The organism is Micromonospora sp. NPDC049374, assembly GCF_040677165.1.
Taxonomy (GTDB): domain Bacteria; phylum Actinomycetota; class Actinomycetes; order Mycobacteriales; family Micromonosporaceae; genus Micromonospora.
In genome coordinates, this window is the sequence record NZ_JBFAQH010000005.1 from 260,805 (window position 1) to 282,552 (window position 21,748).

Annotated in this window: 18 protein-coding genes and 1 pseudogene; 16 read left to right on the forward strand and 3 right to left on the reverse strand. The window is 71.2% G+C overall.

Going from position 1 to position 21,748, the window contains the following annotated elements; all coding sequences use genetic code 11:
* The first annotated feature begins 45 nt into the window (after positions 1–45).
* The 5 genes from AB0J93_RS11470 to AB0J93_RS11490 all read left to right on the forward strand — a co-directional run bounded on the left by AB0J93_RS11470 (position 46) and on the right by AB0J93_RS11490 (position 6,267).
* Positions 46–1,161, forward strand: coding sequence for a Xaa-Pro peptidase family protein (locus AB0J93_RS11470; RefSeq protein WP_363920694.1), 1,116 nt, complete (start codon positions 46–48; stop codon positions 1,159–1,161).
* Positions 1,158–2,300: an acyl-CoA dehydrogenase family protein gene (locus AB0J93_RS11475; RefSeq protein ID WP_363920696.1), complete on the forward strand. Its 1,143-nt coding sequence runs from the start codon at positions 1,158–1,160 to the stop codon at positions 2,298–2,300. The genes AB0J93_RS11470 and AB0J93_RS11475 overlap by 4 nt, the downstream gene beginning before the upstream one ends.
* An 87-nt stretch (positions 2,301–2,387) precedes the next feature.
* Positions 2,388–2,897: an Lrp/AsnC family transcriptional regulator gene (locus AB0J93_RS11480; RefSeq protein WP_363920698.1), complete on the forward strand. Its 510-nt coding sequence runs from the start codon at positions 2,388–2,390 to the stop codon at positions 2,895–2,897.
* 209 nt (positions 2,898–3,106) lie between these two features.
* Positions 3,107–4,561, forward strand: a complete 1,455-nt coding sequence (locus AB0J93_RS11485; RefSeq protein ID WP_363920700.1) for a polysaccharide pyruvyl transferase family protein — start codon at positions 3,107–3,109, stop codon at positions 4,559–4,561.
* A gap of 38 nt (positions 4,562–4,599) precedes the next feature.
* On the forward strand, positions 4,600–6,267 hold the full coding sequence (locus tag AB0J93_RS11490; RefSeq protein ID WP_363920702.1) for a CDP-glycerol glycerophosphotransferase family protein: 1,668 nt from the start codon (positions 4,600–4,602) through the stop codon (positions 6,265–6,267).
* A 109-nt stretch (positions 6,268–6,376) separates the two neighbouring features.
* On the opposite strand, the gene AB0J93_RS11495 is transcribed toward AB0J93_RS11490, so the two are convergent.
* Complete coding sequence (locus AB0J93_RS11495) at positions 6,377–6,988, reverse strand: histidine phosphatase family protein (RefSeq protein WP_363920704.1); 612 nt, start codon at positions 6,986–6,988, stop codon at positions 6,377–6,379.
* Between the two features lie 289 nt (positions 6,989–7,277).
* On the opposite strand from AB0J93_RS11495, the gene AB0J93_RS11500 reads away from it, so the two are divergent.
* Complete coding sequence (locus AB0J93_RS11500) at positions 7,278–7,472, forward strand: CsbD family protein (RefSeq protein WP_363920706.1); 195 nt, start codon at positions 7,278–7,280, stop codon at positions 7,470–7,472.
* Between the two features lie 103 nt (positions 7,473–7,575).
* Here AB0J93_RS11500 and AB0J93_RS11505 read toward each other — a convergent pair whose 3' ends face one another.
* Positions 7,576–8,982, reverse strand: a complete 1,407-nt coding sequence (locus AB0J93_RS11505; protein ID WP_363920708.1) for a lysine 2,3-aminomutase — start codon at positions 8,980–8,982, stop codon at positions 7,576–7,578.
* Between the two features lie 93 nt (positions 8,983–9,075).
* Between AB0J93_RS11505 and AB0J93_RS11510 the strand changes: the two genes are divergently transcribed.
* The 6 genes and pseudogenes from AB0J93_RS11510 to AB0J93_RS11535 all read left to right on the forward strand — a co-directional run bounded on the left by AB0J93_RS11510 (position 9,076) and on the right by AB0J93_RS11535 (position 15,846).
* The gene (locus AB0J93_RS11510; protein ID WP_363920710.1) at positions 9,076–10,185 is read left to right on the forward strand and encodes a zinc-binding alcohol dehydrogenase; all 1,110 of its coding nucleotides are present in this window, start codon (positions 9,076–9,078) and stop codon (positions 10,183–10,185) included.
* A gap of 4 nt (positions 10,186–10,189) precedes the next feature.
* Positions 10,190–11,758, forward strand: a complete 1,569-nt coding sequence (locus AB0J93_RS11515) for an amidohydrolase (protein ID WP_363920712.1) — start codon at positions 10,190–10,192, stop codon at positions 11,756–11,758.
* A pseudogene (locus AB0J93_RS11520) lies at positions 11,755–13,314 on the forward strand (lysine 5,6-aminomutase subunit alpha); the annotation flags it as partial. The gene AB0J93_RS11515 and the pseudogene AB0J93_RS11520, both read left to right, overlap by 4 nt.
* A gap of 59 nt (positions 13,315–13,373) precedes the next feature.
* Complete coding sequence (locus AB0J93_RS11525; RefSeq protein WP_363920714.1) at positions 13,374–14,129, forward strand: OAM dimerization domain-containing protein; 756 nt, start codon at positions 13,374–13,376, stop codon at positions 14,127–14,129.
* Positions 14,126–14,518 (forward strand): hotdog domain-containing protein, encoded by a 393-nt coding sequence (locus AB0J93_RS11530; protein WP_093402361.1) that lies wholly within the window; start codon positions 14,126–14,128, stop codon positions 14,516–14,518. The genes AB0J93_RS11525 and AB0J93_RS11530 overlap by 4 nt, the downstream gene beginning before the upstream one ends.
* A complete protein-coding gene (locus AB0J93_RS11535) occupies positions 14,515–15,846 on the forward strand; it encodes a glutamate mutase L (RefSeq protein ID WP_363920717.1) in 1,332 nt (443 codons plus the stop codon). Before AB0J93_RS11530 ends, AB0J93_RS11535 begins: the two co-directional genes overlap by 4 nt.
* Positions 15,847–16,314: 468 nt before the next feature.
* Here the strand turns inward: AB0J93_RS11535 and AB0J93_RS11540 are convergent, their stop codons facing one another.
* Positions 16,315–16,893, reverse strand: a complete 579-nt coding sequence (locus AB0J93_RS11540) for an XRE family transcriptional regulator (protein ID WP_363920719.1) — start codon at positions 16,891–16,893, stop codon at positions 16,315–16,317.
* Positions 16,894–16,964: 71 nt separating this feature from the next.
* Between AB0J93_RS11540 and AB0J93_RS11545 the strand changes: the two genes are divergently transcribed.
* The 4 genes from AB0J93_RS11545 to AB0J93_RS11560 all read left to right on the forward strand — a co-directional run bounded on the left by AB0J93_RS11545 (position 16,965) and on the right by AB0J93_RS11560 (position 21,748).
* On the forward strand, positions 16,965–18,545 hold the full coding sequence (locus AB0J93_RS11545) for a bifunctional NAD(P)/FAD-dependent oxidoreductase/class I SAM-dependent methyltransferase (RefSeq protein ID WP_363920721.1): 1,581 nt from the start codon (positions 16,965–16,967) through the stop codon (positions 18,543–18,545).
* A gap of 120 nt (positions 18,546–18,665) precedes the next feature.
* Positions 18,666–20,282, forward strand: coding sequence for an apolipoprotein N-acyltransferase (gene lnt / locus AB0J93_RS11550; protein WP_363920911.1), 1,617 nt, complete (start codon positions 18,666–18,668; stop codon positions 20,280–20,282).
* Between the two features lie 41 nt (positions 20,283–20,323).
* Positions 20,324–21,103: a polyprenol monophosphomannose synthase gene (locus AB0J93_RS11555; protein ID WP_363920913.1), complete on the forward strand. Its 780-nt coding sequence runs from the start codon at positions 20,324–20,326 to the stop codon at positions 21,101–21,103.
* 90 nt (positions 21,104–21,193) lie between these two features.
* Complete coding sequence (locus AB0J93_RS11560; RefSeq protein WP_363920723.1) at positions 21,194–21,748, forward strand: FxsA family protein; 555 nt, start codon at positions 21,194–21,196, stop codon at positions 21,746–21,748.

Here is a 21,748-nt window from a genome sequence, read left to right on the forward strand (position 1 = left end):
GCACCGGTCGCCCCGGGTGGCCCAAACGACCGTTAAGCTTGCGGGGTGGGGTTCGATGAGCTGTATCCGCCGGAGCGACTGGCCGCCGCGCAGCGTGCCGTCGCCGCCGCCGGGCTGGACGCGCTGCTGCTCAGTCCCGGCTCCGACCTGCGCTACCTGACCGGCTACGACGCGCACGCCGGTGAGCGGCTGACCCTGCTGGTGCTGCCCGTCGAGGGCGAGCCGACGCTTATCGTGCCGACCCTGGAACGGCCGGCGGCCGAGGCGTCTCCGGCGCCGGCCACCGGGGTACGCATCGTCGACCATCCCGACGGCACCGACCCGTACCCACTGGTGACCGCCGCCCTGGGCGGGCCGGTCGGCGCGGTCGGGCTGGCCGACCGGATGTGGGCCGAGCAGGTGCTGGCGCTGCGCGCGGTGCTCCCCGATGCCCGGCAGCGGCTCGCCTCGGCGGTCCTGCGGGAGTTGCGCATTCACAAGTCCGCCACGGAGGTCGAGGCGCTGGCCGAGGCCGGCGCGGCGATCGACGCGGTACACGCCCGGATGGGGGAGTGGCTGCGACCGGGGCGGACCGAGGCGGCGGTGGCCACCGACATCGCCGCCGCGATCAGGGCGGCCGGCCATGTCACGGTCGACTTCGTCATCGTGGCCGCCGGCCCGAACGCCGCCAGCCCGCACCACGGCACCTCCGACCGGCCGATCGGTGCCGGTGAGCCGGTCGTGGTGGACATCGGCGGCACCATGCCCTCGGGCTACCGCTCCGACTGCACCCGCACCTACTCCACCGGAGGGCCGGCGCCGGCCGAGTTCGTCGACTACTACGCGGTGCTGCACGAGGCGCAGCGCGCCGCCGTCGCGGCGGTCCGTCCCGGGGTGAGCGCCGCCGCGGTCGACGCCGCCGCCCGCGAGCCGATCACCGCGGCCGGCTACGGCGACGCCTTCCTGCACCGCACCGGTCACGGCATCGGCCTGGACGGCCACGAGGAGCCGTACGTGGTGGCCGGCAACGACCGCCCGCTGGCGGCGGGGATGACCTTCTCCGTCGAACCGGGCATCTACCTGGCCGGGCGGCATGGCGCCCGGATCGAGGACATCGTCGTCTGCACGACGGACGGCGTACGACGGCTCAACACCACCCCCACGGAGCTCATCGCGCTATGACTGTCGACCGGATCCTGCCCACCGACGAGGCTCGCGACCTGTTGGAGTTGACCACCGAGCTGGCCGACCGGGAACTCGCGCCGAAGGTGGACGAGTACGAGCAGCGGGCCGAGTTTCCCCGGGAGGTGCTGCGCACGCTGGGCCGGGCGGGCCTGCTCGGCCTGCCGTACCCGGAGGAGTACGGCGGCGCCGCCCAACCGTACGAGGTCTACCTGCAGGTGCTGGAGATTCTGGCCGGCCGCTGGCTGGCCGTCGCCGAGGCGGTAAGCGTGCACACTCTGTCCTGCTACCCGGTCGCCGCCTTCGGCAGCGAGGAACAGCGCAAGCTGCTGCCCGACATGATCGGCGGCGAGTTGCTCGGGGCGTACTGCCTGTCGGAGCCGCAGGGCGGTTCGGACGCCGCGGCGCTGACCACCAGGGCGGTGCGCGACGGCGACGGCTATGTCGTCACCGGCACCAAGGCGTGGATCACCCACGCGCAGGTGGCCGACTTCTACAACATCTTCTGCCGTACCGGCGGTCCCGGCCCGAAGGGCATCTCCTGCCTGCTCGCCGACCGAGCCACGCCGGGTATCCACCCGCAGGCCGCCGAGCGCACCATGGGGCTGCGCTCCTCCCCGGTGGCGCAGCTCGTCTTCGACGAGGCCCGGGTGTCGGCCGACCGGCTGATCGGCGGCGAGGGGGCGGGGTTCACAATCGCCATGTCGGCCCTGGACTCCGGGCGGTTGGGCATTGCGGCCTGCGCGGTCGGGCTGGCCCAGGCGGCGCTGGACTACGCGGTGGACTACGCCCGGCAACGCGAGCAGTTCGGCCGGTCGATCATCGACTTCCAGGGGCTCGGGTTCACCCTGGCCGACCTCGCCACCCAGATCTCCGCCGCGCGGGCGCTGACCCTGGCCGCGGCCCGGCTGCGCGACGCGGGCCGGCCGTACTCGATCGAGGCGGCCAAGGCGAAGCTGTTCGCCACGGATGTGGCGATGCGGGTGACCATCGACGCGGTGCAGGTTCTCGGCGGCGCGGGATACGTCGCCGACCATCCGCTCGAGCGGTACCTGCGGGAGGCAAAGGTGCTGCAGATCGTGGAGGGGACCAACCAGATCCAGCGGTTGGTGATCTCCCGGGCGCTGGCGAAGGGCTGAGGCGAACGCGACCATCCGCCCGCCGAACGCGACGGCGGGCGGGTTTGTCAGTCGCGTCGACCGGTCGTACCCGGTAGGTTGCACGCCGTGGAGGAGATCGACCGCGCCATCGTGGTGGCGCTGACCGCGGACGGCCGACTGTCGTACACGGACCTGGCGGAGAAGGTCGGCCTGTCGGTCTCGGCGGTGCATCAGCGGGTGCGTCGGCTGGAGCAGCGTGGGGTGATCAAGGGCTACGCCGCGCGGGTCTCCTTCGAGGCGCTGGACCTGCCCTTGACGGCGTTCGTGGCGATCCGGCCGTTCGATCCGTCACAGCCGGACGACGCGCCGGAACGGCTGGCTCACCTGCCGGAGATCGACTCGTGCTACTCGGTGGCGGGGGAGGACTTCTACCTGCTGCTGGTCCGGGTGGCCGGTCCGGTCGACCTGGAGCGGGTGCTCCAGGAGATCAGGACGGCGGCCAACGTCACCACCCGGACGACGGTGGTGCTGTCCACCCCGTACGAGCACCGACCGCCCAAGATCGCCCTCGACCCGGCGGCGCTACCTCGCACCCGGGGCGTACCGCCCGCCGCAGCGGGCGCACAGGCGGACTGACCCGGAACACCCGGTGCCGCTGCGACCCAGGAGACGGGGCTAGGATCCATCCCTGATTCGGCGGAAGGTGAGACCCGAATCATGACCGGGACGCCGGGGGGCGGTTCGTGCCGTCCGTGTCCGGGTCGCCTCGCGTGTCTCGAAGGGGAGGATGAGATGTACCGATCGATGCGATCGCGTTCCAGCCAGGCGGCGGCCGGAGTCCGCTCATGACACGCATTCTCATCCGCGCCGGCAAGAGCCCGTTGACCGTGCTGTCCCATGAGCAAAGCCTGTCCACCTCTCGGTTGGGTGTCTTCGGGTCGAACTCTGGGAACATGCTGTTTTACAGCGCGGTGTTCCGGGTCCTGAGCGTGCCCGGCGCCGAGGTGGTCGCCAACTCCTACGTGCATGAGCGTCCGGTGCACCTGGGCACCTACATCAACCGGACCAACGAAGAGTTCGACCGGTTCGTCCTGCCGATGGCGAACTCGTACCGGGACACCTTCCTGCCGCACCTGGAGCGTCTGGCCAAGGTCATCGAGCGGCTGAAGATCCCGGTCACGGTGGTCGGCATCGGCGCGCAGCTGCCGTACGGCACCGAGTTCGACTCGCTCCCCGACAACTACAAGAAGATTGTCACGCGGTTCACCCGGGCCGTTCTCAACCGGTCGGCCTCCATCGGTGTGCGCGGTGAGTACACGGCACGCATGCTGAAGTATCTCGGCTTCGGCGACGAGCACGTACGGGTGATCGGCTGCCCGTCGATGTTCGGCAACGGGCCGCTGGGTCCGTTGGTACGCAAGGTGGACCGGCTGACCTACGACAGCCCGATCGCCATCTCGTACACGCCGAAGGTGAAGGGCGTCGACCGACTGGTCGAGGCGAACACCGACCGGTACCCCAACAGCGTCATCGTGCCGCAGCAGCATCACCGGCTGGCGCTCATGTTGTGGGGCGAGAATCCGGCCAAGGTCCCCAACAAGCGGATGCCCATCCACACCGACCATCCGCTGTACGAGAACGACCGGATGCGGTTCTTCGTGGATGCCTCGACCTGGACCGAGTTCATGGCCGAGCAGCACTTTGCCTTCGGCACGCGCATCCACGGCAACGTCGCGGGCGTGCTGGCCGGCACGCCGTCGGTGGTGCTGGCGCACGACTCCCGCACCGTCGAACTCTCCGAGTACCACGGCATCCCGTACCGCCTCTACTCGGAGCTGCCGCCGGATGTCGACGCGCAGCGGCTCTACGAGGAGGCCGATTTCGACGCCTTCGGTCCGCGTCAGGCCGAGACCTTCGAGACCTACGTGCGGTTCCTCGAGCACAACGACCTTGAGCACGTGTTCCAGCCGGGCAAGGAAAACCCGGCCTACGACGAGGCGCTCGCCGCCGCCCCGTTCCCCGGCCCGGTGCACACGCTGATGGCCTCGGACGTGGTCGGGCGGCGCCAGGTGATGTCCCGGCTGCGCTGGCTGCGGCAGGGGCACGACGGCGATCTGGAGCGCCGCGCCTACGAATTCGAACCACCGTTCCGCGAGCCGCGCGGAACGAGGACGCTTGAGGAGCGGGTAACCGAGTTGGAGAAGGAACTCAAGGTGCAGCAGGAGTCGCTGGCGAGCTGGCGGGGTCGGATGGGCCGGGTGCTGCGGATCAACCCGTTGTCCACGGGGGGCCGGCGGTGACGACTGCGGCTCCGAACACGTCCCGACTAGGGGCATGGGTGGCGTCGAAGACCGGCGGGCGCATCACCGCCACCGCGATCGACGTGGCGGCCCTCGCCGCGCTGCTGCTGGCGGCGGTGGGCAGTTCCCGGCTCTGGGCGTTGCCGCCGGCCCTGCTGGCGGTCGGCCTGCTGGCCTGGACGTGGCGTGATGCGTGGCGTGGGGGAGCGGTGACCACCTCGAAGGCCGCCGTGCCGCGCGTCCTTCTGCTCGCCAGTGCGTACCTGCTCGGCGCGGTGCACAGCGGCGTCGATCCCGCGCTCGCCGTCGGCGTGGCCCTGGCCGGCTTGGCGGTGCTCAGCGAGACACCGATGGGGTTCATCTCCCGTGCCGCCTACCCGGTGACGGCCAATCTGCCGGGGACGGGCGCGTCGCCCTATCGGCGCCCGAACACGAGCCGCGCCGTACTGGTCAACGGTGCCGCGGTGCTGGTGGCCCTCGTCTGCGCCTTCATCGGCAGCCTCGGGGTGATCGCCGCAGCGGTGTCGGCGGCCGCGCTCGGCCTGTCGTTGTTCACCTTGTGGCAGGGGCTGGGCCGGGTCCGGGCGAGGCAGACCAGTGAGCAGAACCTCTCCAAGGCGCTGACCGCCTACGAGCCGGCGTTCGTGGTGCACTGGACCGCACCTGCCGGCACCGCGTACCAGATCGCGATGTGGCTGCCCTACCTGGAGCGGCTCGGTCGGAAGTTCTTCGTGCTGGTGCGCGGCGAGGCCAACTTCAGCGAGGTGGCGGCGCTGACCAAGGCCCCGGTGGTGCTGCGCACCGCGCTGGAGGACATGGACGACGTGGTGACCCCGTCGATGCGGGCCGCCTTCTACGTGAACACCGCGACGAAGAACAATCACCTCCTCCGGTACACGAACCTGACGCACATCCAGCTCAACCACGGCGACAGCGACAAGGTGCCGAGCCACAACCCGGTCTTCCGGATGTACGACAAGAACTTCGTCGCCGGCCAGGCCGCGATCGACCGCTTCGCGGCCAACGGCGTGAAGATGCCGATCGAGATGTTCACCGTCGTCGGGCGACCCCAGGTGGAGAACGTGGCGGTGGCGGCCCAGCCGATCGCCTCGATCGCCAACCCCCGGGTGCTCTACGCGCCGACCTGGGCGGGTTTCTACGCCGACTCCAACTACTCGTCACTGCACGTCGGCTACGACATCGTCAAGGCGCTGGTCGAGCGGGGTTGCAGCATCGTCTTCCGGCCGCACCCGTACAGTAACCGGAATCCGGCGCTGGGTCGTGAGGGTGAGCGGATCCGGGCGCTGCTGGCCGAGGACCGCAAGGTCAACGGGCGGCCGCACGTGTTCGGCAAGCAGGCCGAGGTGAAGATGTCGGTGATGGACTGCTTCAACGCGTCGGACGCGATGGTGTCGGACGTGTCGAGCGTGGTGGCCGACTACCTGTACTCGGAGAAGCCCTTCGCGATGGTGGCGGTCTCGACGCCGGCGGTCACCTTCACCGACGAGTTCCCGTTGGGGCGGGCCAGCTACGTCATCGACGCCCACGGCGGCCGGGTGAAGGGGCTCGACGCGATCCTCGACGACTTCCTCGGTGCCGACCCGCTGGCCTCCACCCGACAGGACATCAAGAAGTACTACCTCGGCGACATCCCGCCGGAGCGCTACGCCCAGCATTTCCTGGACGAGGCGTCGCGCTACCTCTGAGTTCGACAGCGGTTCTCGTACCGGCTCCGGCCCGGCTTCGTGCCCGGCCGGAGCCGGTACCGTTCGGGCACCGAATTGGGGTGCTTGCCGGAACCGGTCTTCGGACGGGTCAGTGCCGACCGGTCGACCCGGTCGCCGGCCCGGTGGGCTGGGCGACGGCTTGGTTCCACCTGAGGATCACCCGTCGGCCGTGTTCGTGGCCGAGCAGGCTGAGGGTGGCGGTGTCCAGGCGGAGCAGCCCGCCGGCGGACGGTGGCAGGCCGACCCACCGGGCGCCCAGCACGCGTAGCGCGTGCGCGTGTCCGACCAACGCGACGGGACCGCGGTCGAGCAGGGGATGCAGCCTGGCGAGTAGTCGGTCCAGGCGTTCGCCGATCTCGCTGGGCGACTCGCCGCCCGGGCATCCGTCGGTCCAGACGCTCCACCCCGGACGTTCGTCCTGGATTTCCGCGGTGGTGCGGCCCTCGTAGGCGCCGTAGTTCCATTCGGCGAGGTCGTCGTCGGAGCCGGTGACGGCCAGTCCGGCCAGCTGCGCGGTGCGCAGCGCCCGGATCCGTGGGCTGGTCAGCACCGCGACGAACCGGCGACCGGCGAGGGCCGGTCCGAGCGCGCGGGCCTGCCGCTCGCCATCGGGGGTGAGCGCCAGGTCGGTGTACGAGGTGTGGCGGCGGCTCGCGCTCCACGTGGTCTCGCCGTGCCGGACGAGCAGGATCTCGTTCATGCCGTCGCGTGTCGCTTCCTGGCACGGTACGTCGCCGCCGTGCCGATTGGGTGGATTCGTTGGCCCATGTCCTCAGTCAACCAGGACACCGTGCCGGATGCCGGGCGGCGACGGGATCGCCCCGGCTGGCCGACCTTGCGCCAACCATATCCCTAGTGTCCTAGGATGCTATAGCGGATGTGCTGATCACCACCGGCTGACCAGGCCGTTTCAGACCACAGGACGAGGGGACACCACGTAGAGCGGAGCGGTCTGCTCCGCTCTACCGCCGAACAGGCAGGGAGGCGACATGAGCTTCACCGACAAGGCGAAGAACAAGGTCGAGGAACTGAGCGGTGCCGCCAGAGAGCGGATCGGCGACATGACCGACAACGAGCGCATGCGGGCTGAGGGCGCCAACCAGCAGGGCGATGCCCGCGCCCGTCAGGTCGGCGAGAACGTGAAGGAAGCCGGGCGCAAGGCGAAGGACGCCTTCACCAAGTGATCGCTCTGCACTGAAGCGGGCCGCCGGAATGATCCGGCGGCCCGCTTCGCGGTGTGGCGCGGGTCGGCGGAGGAGGTGCCGCCCGGCCGGGAGCTGATCTGGTTCAGTCGTCGCGGTGTACGCGCCACCACTGCTGACCGGCCTCCGGGAGGGTGTCGATCGGGTCGTAGTAGGCGTAGCGCTTGCTGAGTGCCTCCAGGTCGGCTGATTCGATGGAGGTGCGGTAGTTCTTCGTCCAGTAGGAGATTCCGCGTTCCCGGTCGTACTCGGTGACCATGTGCACCCAGCGCTTTCCGACGAAGGGCACGTCGCAGACGATCCGCGGGGTGGCGTATCCGGGCAGGTAGCCCATGATGTCGTGCTGGAGTTGCTGGGCGTGCCAGACCGGGACGCGCCAGTGCTCCGCGTTGGGGATCATGTCGCACATGTAGAAGTAGTAGGGCAGGATGCCCGCCTCGCCCTGTAGCGCGAAGCAGAGGTCGAGCAGGTCGGTGCTTGTTGCGTTGACTCCGCGCATCAGCACGCCCTGGTTGCGTACGTCGCGGACGCCGATGTCGAGGGCGGTCTGGGCGGCCCGGGCGACCAGTGGGGTGAGCGACTGGGCGTGGTTGACGTGCGTGTGGATGGCGAGGTTGACGCCGCGGCGGGCGGCGGTGCGGGCGACCCGTTCCAGACCCTCGACGACGTCGGGTTGCAGCCAGTGCTGGGGTAGGCCCATGAGGGCCTTGGTGGCGAGCCGGATGTCCCGGATGGTTTCGATCTCCAGCAGGCGCATCAGGTACGACTCAAGGTTGCGCCAGGGCACGTTGGCCACGTCGCCGCCGGAGACCACGACGTCGCGAACACCCGGGTGGGCCTTGAGGTAGCTGATGTGGGCGTCGTAGCGGTCGACGGGCTTCAGGGTGAGCTTGAGCTTGTCCACCGTGGGGGTGGAGTTGCCGACCAGGTCCATGCGGGTGCAGTGCCCGCAGTACTGCGGGCAGGTGGAGAGCAGTTCGGCGAGGACCTTGGTGGGGTAGCGGTGGGTGAGGCCCTCGGCGACCCACATGTCGTGTTCGTGCAGGGAATCGCGGGTGGCGTAGGGGTGTGACGGCCAGTCGGTGCGCCGGTCGGAGGCGACCGGGATCATGTAGCGCCGGATCGGGTCGGCGAGCAGCGCCTCGGTGGTCGGTGCGGCGTACGGCGCCATAGTGTTGATCATCTGTGGGGTCACCAGCATGGACATGGTGGCCAGGGCGCGCTGGTCGGCTTCGAGGTCGGCGTAGAAGGTGTCGTCGACGGTGTCACCGAGCACGGTCCGCAGTTGCTTGATGTTCTTGACGCAGTTGACGCGTTGCCACTGGGCGCTCTCCCACTGGTCGCGGGTGACGTGGCGCCAGCCGGGGAAGCGGGTCCAGTCGGGTTCGACGAGTGGGCTGCGGCGGTATTCGTAGGGCTGGCCGGTGCGGGCGGTGGTGGGGGCCGGCGGGGTTGCCGGGATGGTCTGCACCGGCGGTCGGGTCTGGGTCACGGCCCCTCCTCTGGTCTGCCTGGGTGATCAACGAACCGAAGGCTACTGGAAAAATTTCGGTTGAGAAATTATTCTGCCGTAAGTTTTCCCGCCATGCGAGTCCAAGGCGAGGCTTCAGGCGGCCGGACAGGGGAGGTCGGTGTGACGTCACCGGTGGGTCTGCACCGCGTCGTGGAACCCGGGGGCGTGCTGCCACAGGCCGCCTGGCGGCTCGACACGCGCCCGGAGATCGCGCCGAACGAGGTGCGGATCCGGGTGGAGCGGCTGAACCTGGACGCGGCGAGTTTCCGGCAGTTGTCCGTCAAGCACGGTGGGGACGGCGACGCGATCCGGGCCGAGGTGCTCGACATCATCGCGACCCGGGGCAAGATGCAGAACCCGGTGACGGGGTCGGGTGGCATGCTGATCGGCACGGTCGAGGAGGCGGGTCGACGTTCGCCGTTGGGGCTGAAGGCGGGCGAGCGGGTGGCCACGCTGGTGTCGTTGACGTTGACTCCGCTGGTGGTGACCGACGGGTTGGCCGGCTGGGACGGCCGTAGCGAGCAGGTGCCGTGTGCGGGGTGGGCGATTCTGTTCGCCCGGTCGGTCGCGGCGGTGCTGCCGGCGGATCTGGATCCGCAGTTGTCCCTGGCGGTGTTGGACGTGTGCGGTGCGCCGGCGTTGACGTCGCGGGTGGTGTCCCGGTACGTGGCGGAGCGGGCGGCCGAGGGGGATGCCCGGCCGGTGACGGTGGCGGTGGTCGGCGGCGCGGGCAAGAGTGGTTCGTTGTCGCTTGCGGCGGCGCGGCGGGCGGGCGCGAATCGTACGGTCGGCGTGGTGCCGGTGGTCGCGGAGCGCGACGCGCTGGCGGCGGCGCGGCTGGCCGACGCGGTGGCGTTGGCCGACGCCCGTGATCCGGTGGCGTTGTCGACGGCGGTGACCTCGGCGCTCGGGGTTCCGGCGGACGTGACGGTGGTGTGCGTGGATGTGCCGGGTTGTGAGCACGGTGCGGTGCTGGCGACCGCGGACGGCGGCACGGTGATCTTTTTCTCGATGGCGACGAGCTTCGCGGCGGCGGCGTTGGGTGCGGAGGGTCTGGCGGCGGACGTGACGATGCTTGTCGGCAACGGGTACGTGCCGGGGCACGCGGAGTTGGCGTTGGGTCTGTTGCGGGGTGAGCCGGGGGTGCGTGGGCTGTTCGAGGCACGGCTGGCGGCAGACTGAGGTCATGACGAACAACCCCTCGACGTTGTACCGCGCTGGTGTGCTGCACTGCCCGGCGGATCCGTCCGCGACGGCGCTGTTGGTCCGTGACGGGCGGATCGTGTGGCTGGGTTCGGATGCCGACGCCCCGTCGGCGGACCGGGTGGTGGAGCTGGACGGTGCGTTGGTGACGCCGGCTTTCGTGGACGCGCATGTGCATGTCAGCGACACGGGTCTGGTGTTGTCCGGGCTGGATCTGTCCGGGGTGCGGTCGGCCGGTGAGTTGTTGGACGCGGTGTCGGCGTACGCGGCGGGGCTGCCGGCGGACGCGGTGGTGCTGGGGCACGGGTGGGACGAGTCGACGTGGCCGGTGGCGCAGCCGCCGTCGGCGGCGCAGTTGGGTCGGGCGGTCGATGGTCGGCGGGTGTACCTGTCGCAGGCGTCGATCCATTCGGCGTTGGTGTCGGAGGCGTTGTTGGCGGCGTGTCCGGAGGCGGTGGCCGGGTCGGGGTACGACGAGTCGGGTTGGTTGCGTCGGGACGCGCATCATGTGGTGCGGGCGGTGGCGCGGGCGTCGGTGACGCGGGCGCAGCGGGTGGCGGCGCAGCGGATGGCGTTGGGGTATGCGGCGTCGGTGGGGATCGCGGCGGTGCACGAGTGCGGTGGGCCGGAGATTTCCGACGAGGAGGATTTCACCGGCCTGTTGGCGATTTCCGGTGCGGGGGTGCCGGAGGTGTACGGGTACTGGGGTGAGTTGGGTGGTGCGGCTCGGGCGCGGGAGTTGGGTGCGGTCGGTGCCGGTGGTGATCTGTTCGCCGATGGTGCGTTGGGTTCGCGTACGGCGCATCTGTCGCTGCCGTATGTCGATGGTGACGGGTGTGGTCACGGTTATCTGAGCGCGGACCAGGTTCGTGATCATTTGTTGGATTGTGCGGCGCACGGGATGCAGGGCGGGTTCCATGCGATCGGTGACGCGGCGGTGTCGACGGTGCTTGAGGGTTTCGCGGGGGCGGCGCGGCGGTTGGGTACGGAGCGGTTGCGGGCGGCGCGGCATCGGGTGGAGCACGCGGAGATCGTGGATCGGCGGTTGATCGCCGGGTTCGTGGAGTTCGGGGTGGTGGCGTCGATGCAGCCGGCGTTCGACCGGTTGTGGGGTGGCGCGGGCCGGATGTATGAGTCGCGGTTGGGGTTGGCGCGGTCGTTGGCGTCGAATCCGATGGGTGCGATGCACGGGGTCGGGGTGGCGTTGGCGTTCGGTTCGGATTCGCCGGTGACGCCGTTGGATCCGTGGGGTTCGGTGCGGGCGGCGGTGGCGCATCACAACCCGGTGCAGCGGATGAGTGTGCGGGCGGCGTTCGCGGCGCACACGCGGGGTGGTTGGCGGGCGGTGCATCTGGACAACGAGGGGGTGCTGGCGTTGGGTGCGCCGGCGACGTTCGTGGTGTGGTCGACGCCTGCGGGGGTGGAGCGGGGGTTGCCGGTGTTGCAGGCCGCGGATCCGGAGGCGCGGGGTGCGGATGATCCGACGCCGTTGCCGGTGTGCCGGCGCACGGTGTTGCGCGGCGAGGTGATCTATGAGGAAGGGTCCGCGTGACGGGGAAGCTTGATCTGGATCCGGTGCTGGTGGCGCGGGCGCGGGAGTTGGCGCGGCGGGCCGGGCGGCCGGTGGTGGAGTTGGCGCGTGGTCATACCACGGTGTCGGTGGAGCGGGCGGTGCTGCGGCTGGCCGGGGTGGTCGGTGCGGATCCGGACGGTATTCCGTGGGTGAACCGGCTGGTGGACGCGGTGGTGGCGGATGTCGGTCTGGGGCACGGGGTGGCGGTGCCGGTGTTCGACGCCCTGGCGCGGGAGCAGATCACCGATGTGACGTTGCTGGCGCAGCAGGCGGCGGCGGGGTCGGTGCGGTTCCGGGTGCCGTCGGGTCGGGCGGCGACGGTGGCGCGGCGGGCTGCCCGGAAGGCGGTCGCGGCGGGGATCCGGCGGATCGATCGGCGGCGGGCCGAGCGGGACCGGTTGGTGAAGCGGTTCGGGGATCCGCCGCGGCGGCCGTGGATCTATTTGATCGTGGCGACGGGGGACATCTACGAGGACATTCCGCAGGCGCAGGCGGCGGCGCGGGCCGGGGCGGATGTGATCGCGGTGATCCGGTCGACGGGGCAGTCGTTGCTGGATTACGTGCCGGAGGGGGCGACGCGGGAGGGGTTCGCGGGGACGTACGCGACGCAGGAGAACTTCCGGTTGATGCGGGCGGCGTTGGATGAGTCGTCGAAGGAGTTGGGTCGGTATGTGCGGCTGACGAATTACGCGTCGGGGTTGTGCATGCCGGAGATGGCGACCCTCGCGGGCCTGGAGCGGTTGGACATGATGCTCAACGATTCGATGTACGGGATTTTGTTCCGGGACATCAATCCGGTGCGGACGTTCGTGGATCAGCGGTTTTCGCGGCAGGTGCACGCGCGGGCGGGGATCATCATCAACACCGGTGAGGACAACTACCTGACCACCGCGGACGCGGTGGACGAGGCGCACACGGTGACGGTGTCGCAGTTGCTCAACGAGTATTTCGCGCATGAGGCGGGGTTGGCGGACTGGCAGTTGGGGCTGGGGCACGCTTTCGAGATCAACCCTGATGTGTCGGAGTCGTTGCGCCTGGAGTTGGCGCACGCGTTGTTGGCGCGGGAGTTGTTTCCGGATGCGCCGTTGAAGTGGATGCCGCCGACGAAGCACATGACCGGGGACGTGTTTCGGGGGAATCTGCTGGACGGGTTCTTCAACCTGGTGGGCACGGTGACCGGGCAGGGCATCCTGCTGGTGGGGATGATGACGGAGGCGGTGGTGACGCCGTGGTTGTCGGACCGGGACATCGCGTTGCAGAACGTGCGGTATGTGCTCGGTGCGGCGGGTGGGTTGGCTGAGGATTTCGTGCCGGTGCCGGGTGGGTTCATTCAGCAGCGGGCGAACCGGGTGCTGGGTGAGGCGGTGGATCTGCTGGAGCGGATCGGGGATCAGTCGTTGTTGACGGCGATCGCCGAGGGCACGTTTGGGATCATGAAGCGGCCGGCGGACCGGGGTAAGGGTCTGGACGGGGTGGCGCGGCACGAGGCGGGTTACTACAACCCGGCCACGGAGATCCTGGAGCAGCCGGGAGCGCGAGGAATGAGCGAGCGCGGCGAGCGGGTCCCGCAGTCGCGACCCGAGGAGGTCCGGCCATGACGGGCGGCAGTGTCGTGCGGCCGTACGGGGACACCACCGGTGACGGCATGGTGCAGGTGTCGTTCACGTTGCCGGTGCCGCATGACAAGCGGGCCGAGGGTGCGGCGGTGCAGTTGGCGAACAGGATGGGTGTCGATCCGGCGTTGCTGGTGCACGCGAAGCCGATCGGTGACGGGTTCACGTTTTTCGTGGTGTACGGGCGGGTTAACCATCTGGTGGACCTGTCGGCGGTGCGGGTGGTGGAGCGGGACTTTCCGTTGCTGAGCGCCAAGGAGGTCAACGCGGTCGTCAAGCGGCGGTTGCGGCGGAAGTTGTCGGTGGTGGGGGCGTGTATCGGCACGGATGCGCACACGGTGGGCATCGACGCGATTTTGAATGTGAAGGGGATCGCGGGGGAGAAGGGCCTGGAGTACTACCGCGAGTTGGCGGTGACGAACCTGGGTGCGCAGGTGAGTGTGCCGGAGTTGGTGGAGGCGGCGCGGGTGGCGCGGGCCGATGCGGTGCTGGTGTCGCAGGTGGTGACGCAGCGGGATGCGCATCTGCACAACACGCGGGAGATGTCGGCGGCGTTCCGGGAGGCGATGCCGGCGGGTCGGCGACCGTTGCTGATCGTGGGTGGGCCGCGGTTCGACGAGTCGCAGGCCGCTGAGCTGGGGGTGGATCGGATCTTCGGTCGGGGTACGACCCCGGGTGAGGTGGCGTCCTATCTGGTCCACGCGTTGATCACGGGTAGGAAGGCGAGGGTGGCATGACGGACCGGCGGTTGGGTGTGACGGTGACGCATCGTCGGTATGTGCCGTACGCGCATGCGCACTACGCGGGTGATCTGGTCGACGGGGCGTACGCGTTGGGTCTGTTCGGGGATGTGGCGACCGAGGTGTGTATTCGGACCGACGGTGACGAGGGGTTGTTCGCGTCGTATTCGGATGTGCAGTTCAAGGCGCCGATGCGGGCCGGTGACGTGTTGGAGGTGGTGGCGACGGTGACCCGGGTGGGTACCCGTAGTCGGACCATCGACTTCGAGGCCCGGGTGGTGTGTCGGGGTCGGCCGGATCGGGGTTCGTCGGCGGCGGAGGTGTTGGCGGAGCCGTTGGTGGCGGTGACGGCGACCGGCACGGTGGTCGTGCCCGCTGCGGTGTGAACGTCGCGGTCTGCACCGACGTCGGTTCGACGTACACGAAGGTGGCGGTGGTCGACCTCGACGGTGGTGGGCTGGTGTCGGCGGCGGCGGTGCCGACCACTGTGGGTTCGGATGTGCTGCGCGGTCTGGACGCGGCGGTGGGCGCGGCCACCGTCGGCTTCGGGTCGGGTGAGGTGCCGTGGTTGGTGTGTTCGTCGGCGGGTGGTGGGTTGCGGCTGGCGGTGGTCGGCTACGAGCCGTTGGTGACCGCGCAGGCAGGTCGCCGGGTCGGCCTGTCGGCGGGGGCGGATGTGGTGCACGTGGCGGCCGGGCGGCTGGGTCGCGCGGAGGTGACGGCGTTGCGGGCGGCCCGCCCGGACGTGGTGCTGCTGGTGGGTGGCACCGACGGCGGGGACGCGGAGACGCTCACGCACAACGCGACACGGTTGGCGCGGGCCCGCTGGCGGGTGCCGGTGGTGTTGGCGGGCAACGTCGACGTCCGTGACGACCTGCACGGGTTGTTGGCCGGGGCGGGGGTGCCGGTGACGGTGGCCGACAATGTGTTGCCTCGCATCGGGGTGTTGGCGCCGTCGTCGGCGCGGTCGGCGATCCGGCAGGTGTTCCTGCGGCATGTGATCGGTGGTAAGGGGTTGTCGCGGGGTGGTCGGTTCGCCCGGCTGGTGCGGGCGGCGACGCCGGATGCGGTGCTGTCGGGGGTGGAGGTGCTCGCCGACGTGGCCGGCGGTGACCTGGTGGTCGTCGACGTGGGTGGCGCGACGACGGACGTGTATTCGGTGCTCACCCCGGACGAGCGGGCCAGCGGGCCGGGCCGGGAGGTGGCCGGTGAGCTGTGGCGGGCTCGGACGGTCGAGGGGGACCTGGGTGTGCGGTGGAGCGCCCCCGGGGTGCTGCGGGCGGCCGTCGAGGAGCGTCTCGTCGCGGCGGGGGCGGTCGACGGGTTGGCGGCCGAGGCTGCGGTGCGGGCCGCCGATCCCGGGTTCCTGCCGGCTGATGCGGCCGGGCGGGCCGTCGACGCGCGGATCGCGGCGTTGGCGGCGACGGTGGCGTTGCGTCGGCACGCCCGTGGGGTGGGCACCGGTGAGCGGGCCGGCCGGGATCTGCGGGATGTGCGGCTGCTGGTCGGTTCCGGTGGGGTGCTGCGGCACGCCCCGGACAACGACGCGGCCGGGGTGTTGGACGCGGTGTTGACCGACCATGCCGGTGGGTGGGCGTTGCCGCGTGCGGCCCGACCGGTGGTGGACACCGACTATGTGCTGGCCGCGGCGGGGTTGCTCGCCGAGGAGCATCCGGTGGCGGCTCGGGCGCTGTTGCGGCCGCTGTTGGGTTGACCAGGGTGGACGGCTGCTGTCGGCGGCCGGTGGTGGTGGCGGCCCGGGGTGCCGCCACCGGTGGTGGCCGCCACGACACGCCGGGGATGAGGCGACGACTCGTCGGGGGTGGGTTGACAAGGTCGGGGGTGGGCCACGTACCGTCTTTGAGTCCTACCACGGGAAGCGGCTGTTGTTCGCTTCGTCCCTTCGTCCGCTGGCCGAGCGACACGGTGCATGTTCAGTCGCGGCGGCCAGGTCCAGCGGGCGGGGGTCGGCGGGGCGGCGCGAACCGGCCGCGGTTACCGGTGTACGGGCAGGATGGGGTGCACGGCCAGTAGACAACGGCCAGGCGGGGACAGCCAGTCACCGTCGGGTCGGTCCGAAGGTCGGCGTGCCACATTCCGCCGCACCGGCCGGGAGGGGCCTGGGAGCATCGGGGCGCGGCGTATGCCGCGCCCCGACTTCGTCTGTGTCCGCCGGTGTGGTTCAGCTGGTGGGGCGGGCGCGTACGTGCAGGCGTTCGCCCTGCGGGCCGAACAGGTTGAGCACCTCGGTGGTTTCGGGGCCGGGGTTGGTGACGCAGTGCGGTATCCGGGTGTCGAACTCGGCGACCTCGCCGGGGGCGAGGAGCAGGTCGTGGTCGCCGAGGCGTAGCCGGAGCTGGCCGGAGAGCACGTACAGCCACTCGTAGCCCTCGTGGGACTGTTGCTGCGCCTCGGCGGGGGTGTGTGGGGGCAGGATTTGTTTGAACGCCTGTAGGCCGCCGGGGCGGCGGGTCAGCGGCAGGAACGTCATGCCGTGGCGGACGATGGGGCGGGGGCGGACCCGGGGGTCGCCGACGGCGGGTGCGCCGACCAGTTCGTCCAGGGGCACCTGGTGGGCGCGGGCCAGTGGCAGCAGCAGTTCCAGGGTGGGGCGGCGCTGGCCGGATTCGAGCCGGGACAGGGTGCTCACCGAGATGCCGGTGGTGTCGGAGAGTTCGTTCAGGGTGGTGCCGCGTTGTTTGCGTAGGGCTCGCAGTCGGGGTCCGACCGCTGCCAGCACCGCCGCCTCCTCGTTTGCCATAACAGCAAGAATACTTGTCGATCCGCGGGGTTGGTTGCAAGGTGTGAGGCATCACCGACGAGGGGGCGGACATGGACGACAGGTATGACGTGGTGGTGGTCGGCGGCGGGGCGGCCGGGTTGGCGGGGGCGCTGGCGTTGGCCCGGGCGCGGCGCAGTGTGCTGGTGGTGGACGCGGGGGAGCCACGTAACGCCCCGGCTCATGGGGTGCACAACTATCTGGGGCGGGAGGGCACGCCGCCGGGGGAGTTGGTGGCCGTGGGCCGCGCGGAGGTCACCGCGTACGGCGGGCAGGTCGTGGCCGGGCGGGTCGACGCGGTCACCCGCGACGACAGCGGCTTCGTGGTCACCGTCGACGGCGTGCGTAGGGTGCGGGCCCGGCGGTTGCTGGTCACCACCGGGTTGGTCGACGAGTTGCCCGAGGTGCCCGGGTTGACACAGCGGTGGGGGCGTGACGTGCTGCACTGCCCGTACTGCCACGGCTGGGAGGTCCGGGACCAGGTGATCGGGGTGCTGGACACCGGGCCGCTGGCGGTGCACGCGGCGAAGCTGTGGCGGCAGTGGAGCCCGCATGTGCGGCTGCTGCTGCACGACAGCGCGCCGCCGCAGCCGCAGGAGGCCGAAGAGTTGGCGGCCCGCGGCGTGGCCGTGGTGCCCGGGCGGGTCGTCGGGGTGGAGACCACCGGGGACCGGCTGGCCGGGGTGCGGCTGGACTCCGGGGACCTGGTGGAACTCGACGCCGTGGTGGTGGCCTCCCGGATGACGGCCCGCTCGGCGCTGCTGGAGTCGCTCGGGTTGACCCCGGTCGACGTGGAGCATTCCGGGCACGTCATCGGCAGGCGGATTCCGGCCGACGCCAACGGCGCCACCGACGTGCCGGGGGTGTGGGTGGCCGGCAACGTGACCGACGTGACCGGTCAGGTGATCCGGGCCGCCGGGGCTGGCCTCACCGCCGGGGCGATGATCAACATGGATCTGGTGGAGGAGGACACCCGCGACGCGGTGGCCGAGCACCGGCGGCAGCGGGAGACCATGTTCACCGAGGCGGCGTGGGAGGAGCGCTACCGGTCCAAGCCGGCGGTGTGGAGCGGCCGACCCAACCCGCAGCTGGTCACCGAGGTCGGTGAGTTGGCGCCCGGTCGGGCGCTGGACGTGGGCAGCGGTGAGGGCGCCGACGCGGTGTGGCTGGCCGAGCGCGGCTGGCAGGTCCACGCGGTGGACATCTCCACCGTCGCGTTGGAGCGGGCCGCCGGCCACGCCCGGGCCGCCGGCGCCGAGCTGGCCGCCCGGATCGAGTGGACCCACGCCGACCTGCTCACGTGGTCACCGGCACCCGGTGCGTACGACCTGGTGTCGGCGCAGTTCATGCACCTGCCGCCGGAGCCTCGGCGGGAGGTGTTCGCCCGGCTGGCCGACGCGGTCGCGCCCGGCGGCCGGCTGCTGGTCGTCGGGCATCACCCACGGGACCTGCGGACCACCGCCGGCCGGATGCACTACCCGGAGATGATGTACACCGCCGAGCAGGTCGCCGCGGAGCTGGACCCGGCGTGTTTCGAGGTGCTGACCGCGCAGGCCCGACCCCGGACGGTGACCGACCCGGACGGACGCGACATCGTCGTGCACGACGCCGTCCTGCTGGCCCGCCGCCGGTGACGGCCGTGGGCACCTCGCCTGGGACCGCTCGGCGACCGGCGGCCGGGCGCTCGGTCACGGCGGACGGGTAACCTTCGGCGCGTGATCGCGCCCGACCCGCCCGTGACGACCGTGGACCGCATCGCCGGGTCCGACCCGCCGCCACCTGCCCCGGTGACGGCGGGTCCGGTGCGCCTGCCGGTGGCCGTCGCCATGGCGGTGGCCGCCGGCCTGGCGTTGCTGCTGGCCTTCCCGCCGTACGGGTGGTGGCCGCTGGCGCCGGTCGGGGTGGCCCTGCTGGCCGCCGCGACCCACCGGCGGCGGCTGCGGGCCGGCGCCGGTCTGGGCTTTTTGACCGGTCTGACCCTGTTCGCGCCGTTGCTGGCCTGGACGAACCTGCACACCGGCTACCTGCCGTGGGTGCTGCTGTCGTTGTTGCAGGCCGGCTATGTGGCGGTGCTGGGGATGGCCACGGCGTGGGTGTCGCCGCTGGCCGACCGGTTCCCGGTGGCGTGGCCGGCGCTGACCGGCGTGCTGTGGGTGGGGCAGGAGGCGCTGCGCGACCGGACGCCGTTCGGCGGGTTTCCGTGGGGGCGGCTGGCGTTCGGGCAGGACGACTCGCCGCTGCTGCGGCTGGCCGCGCTCGGTGGTGCGCCGCTTGTGACGTTCGCGGTGGCGCTGGCCGGTGGGCTGCTTGTCGTCGGGGCGTGGTGGACGGCACGGGCCCGCCGTGGCGCCGATGTCCGGTGGTGGGTGCCCGCGGCGGGGTGCGCCGCGGCGGTGCTGCTGCTGCTCGCCGGTGGGCTGCTGGCGCCGGTGGCCACGACCCGTGCGGCGGCGAGTGTGACGGTGGCCATCGTGCAGGGCAACGTGCCGCGACTCGGGTTGGACTTCAATGCCCAACGGCAGGCCGTGCTCGACAACCACGTCGAGGCCACAATCGCGCTGGCCGGTGAGGTCACCGCCGGCACCCGGCCGCGACCGGACCTGGTGGTGTGGCCGGAGAACTCCAGCGACATCGACCCGCTGCGCAACGCTTCGGCCGGGGCGCGGATCTCCGCCGCCGCGGACGCCGTCGGGGTGCCGATCCTGGTCGGTGCGGTGTTGTTCGGGCCGGAGCGGGGGCAGGTGCGCAACGCCGGGCTGCTGTGGCGGCCGGGCAGCGGACCCGACCTGGAGCAGCTGTACATCAAGCGGCATCCGGTGCCGTTCGCCGAGTACGTGCCGCTGCGCCGGATCGCCCGGATGGTCAGCGACCAGGTCGACCGGGTACGGGCCGACTTCGTGGCCGGCACCGAGGCGGGGGTGGTCGACAGCGGGCCGGTGGTGCTCGGGGACGTGATCTGCTTCGAGGTCGCCTACGACGGGCTGGTCCGCGACACCGTCATCGGTGGGGCGCAGCTGCTGGTGGTGCAGACAAACAACGCCACCTTCGACGAGGCCGAGGCGCGTCAGCAGTTGGCCATGGTGCGGCTGCGGGCCGTGGAGCACGGGCGTGGGGCGTTGATGGCCTCCACGGTCGGGGTGTCCGGGTTCGTCTCCCCGGACGGGCGGGTAAGCGACGCCACCGGGTTCAACACCCGCGCGGTCGTGGTTCGGCAGCTGCGGCTGACCGAGGGGCGCACGCTGGCCACCCGGGTCGGGGTGCTGCCGGAGGTGGCGCTGGCCGGGTTGGCGGTGGCCGCGCTTGTCGGCGCGGCGGTGCTGCGGCGCCGGCGGGACGGCCGATCCGTACCGGGGGCCGCCCACCCGGGGTGAAGGGGGCAGCGGTGGTACGCGGAACCGACATCCGTCCGGTGATGACCGGGGTGCCCGGCGTGGGTCGGGTGCTGGTGGTCATCCCCACCTACAACGAGGCCGACAACGTCACCGGGATCGTGCGGCGGGTCCGCCGGGCCGCACCGCAGGTGGAGATTCTGGTCGCCGACGACAACAGCCCGGACGGCACGGGTGTGATCGCCGAGGGCATCGCCGGCAGGGACCGGCGGGTGCACGTGTTGCACCGGGAGGGCAAGCAGGGGCTCGGCGCGGCGTACCTGGCGGGGTTCGCGTGGGCGCGGCGGCGTGGCTTCGACGCGGTGGTGGAGATGGACGCCGACGGCTCACACGCCCCGGAGGACCTGCCGGCGTTGCTGGCCGCGGCCCGCGACGCCGACGTGGTGATCGGGTCGCGGTGGACCCGGGGTGCCCGGGTGGTGAACTGGCCGCTGCGGCGGCTGCTGCTGTCGCGGTGCGGCAACCTGTACGCGCGCCTGGCGTTGGGTATGCCGGTCGCCGACGCCACCGGCGGCTACCGGGTCTACCGGGCTGGGGTGCTGGACGCCCTGGACCTGGATTCGGTGTGCTCGCAGGGGTACTCGTTCCAGGTGGAGTTGTCCCGGCTGGCCCACCGTGCGGGTGCGCGGATCGTGGAGGTGCCGATCACCTTCGCCGAGCGGGAACGCGGTGCCAGCAAGATGAGCCCGTTGATCGTCGTCGAGGCGCTGTGGCGCATCACCGGCTGGGCGGTACGCGACCGGCGTACGGCGGTGCGGCGTGGGCTGCACGCGGCCACCGCCGCACAGGCGCGGTGGCCCTGAGCGGGCGGCGTGTCATGCTGGACGGACGGGACGGCTGCGCCGCCGGGGCGGGGCCGACACGATGAGGCGCCGTGAGGCGGATGGGGTGATATGCGCCGAGCACTGAGGTTCGTACCGTTGGCTCTGCTGGTGTCCGTGGCCGTGGAAATCGCCGTGTTCGTGGTGGTGGGTCGGGCGCTCGGGTTCGGTGCGGCGACGCTGCTGGTGTTCGCGGCCTCGCTGCTGGGTCTGGTGTTGCTGCGCCGGGAGGGCGTGCGGGCGTGGCGGGGTTTCCGGGAGGCGGCGCAGTCGGGTCGGCCGCCCGGTCGGCAGGTGACCGACGGGCTGGTGGGGCTGCTCGGTGCGCTGCTGTTGGCGACCCCGGGGCTGGTCAGCGGCCTGGTGGGGTTGTTGCTGCTGGTGCCGCCGGTGCGGCGGTTGACCCGCGGTGGGGTGCAGCGGGCCGCCGAACGCCGGGTGTCGTCGATGACCGCCGGTGACCTGTTCGGTCCCCGTCGGGTGCGGGTGTACCGGGGCGGGCCGCAGCAGCCGGGGCAGGCTCCGCCGCCGAAGAGCCCGACGATGACGCCGCAGACGTCCGCCTCCGCGGTGCCTCCGGTGGTCGAGGGGGAAGCCATCGAGGGTGAGATCGTGGAACCCCGCTGA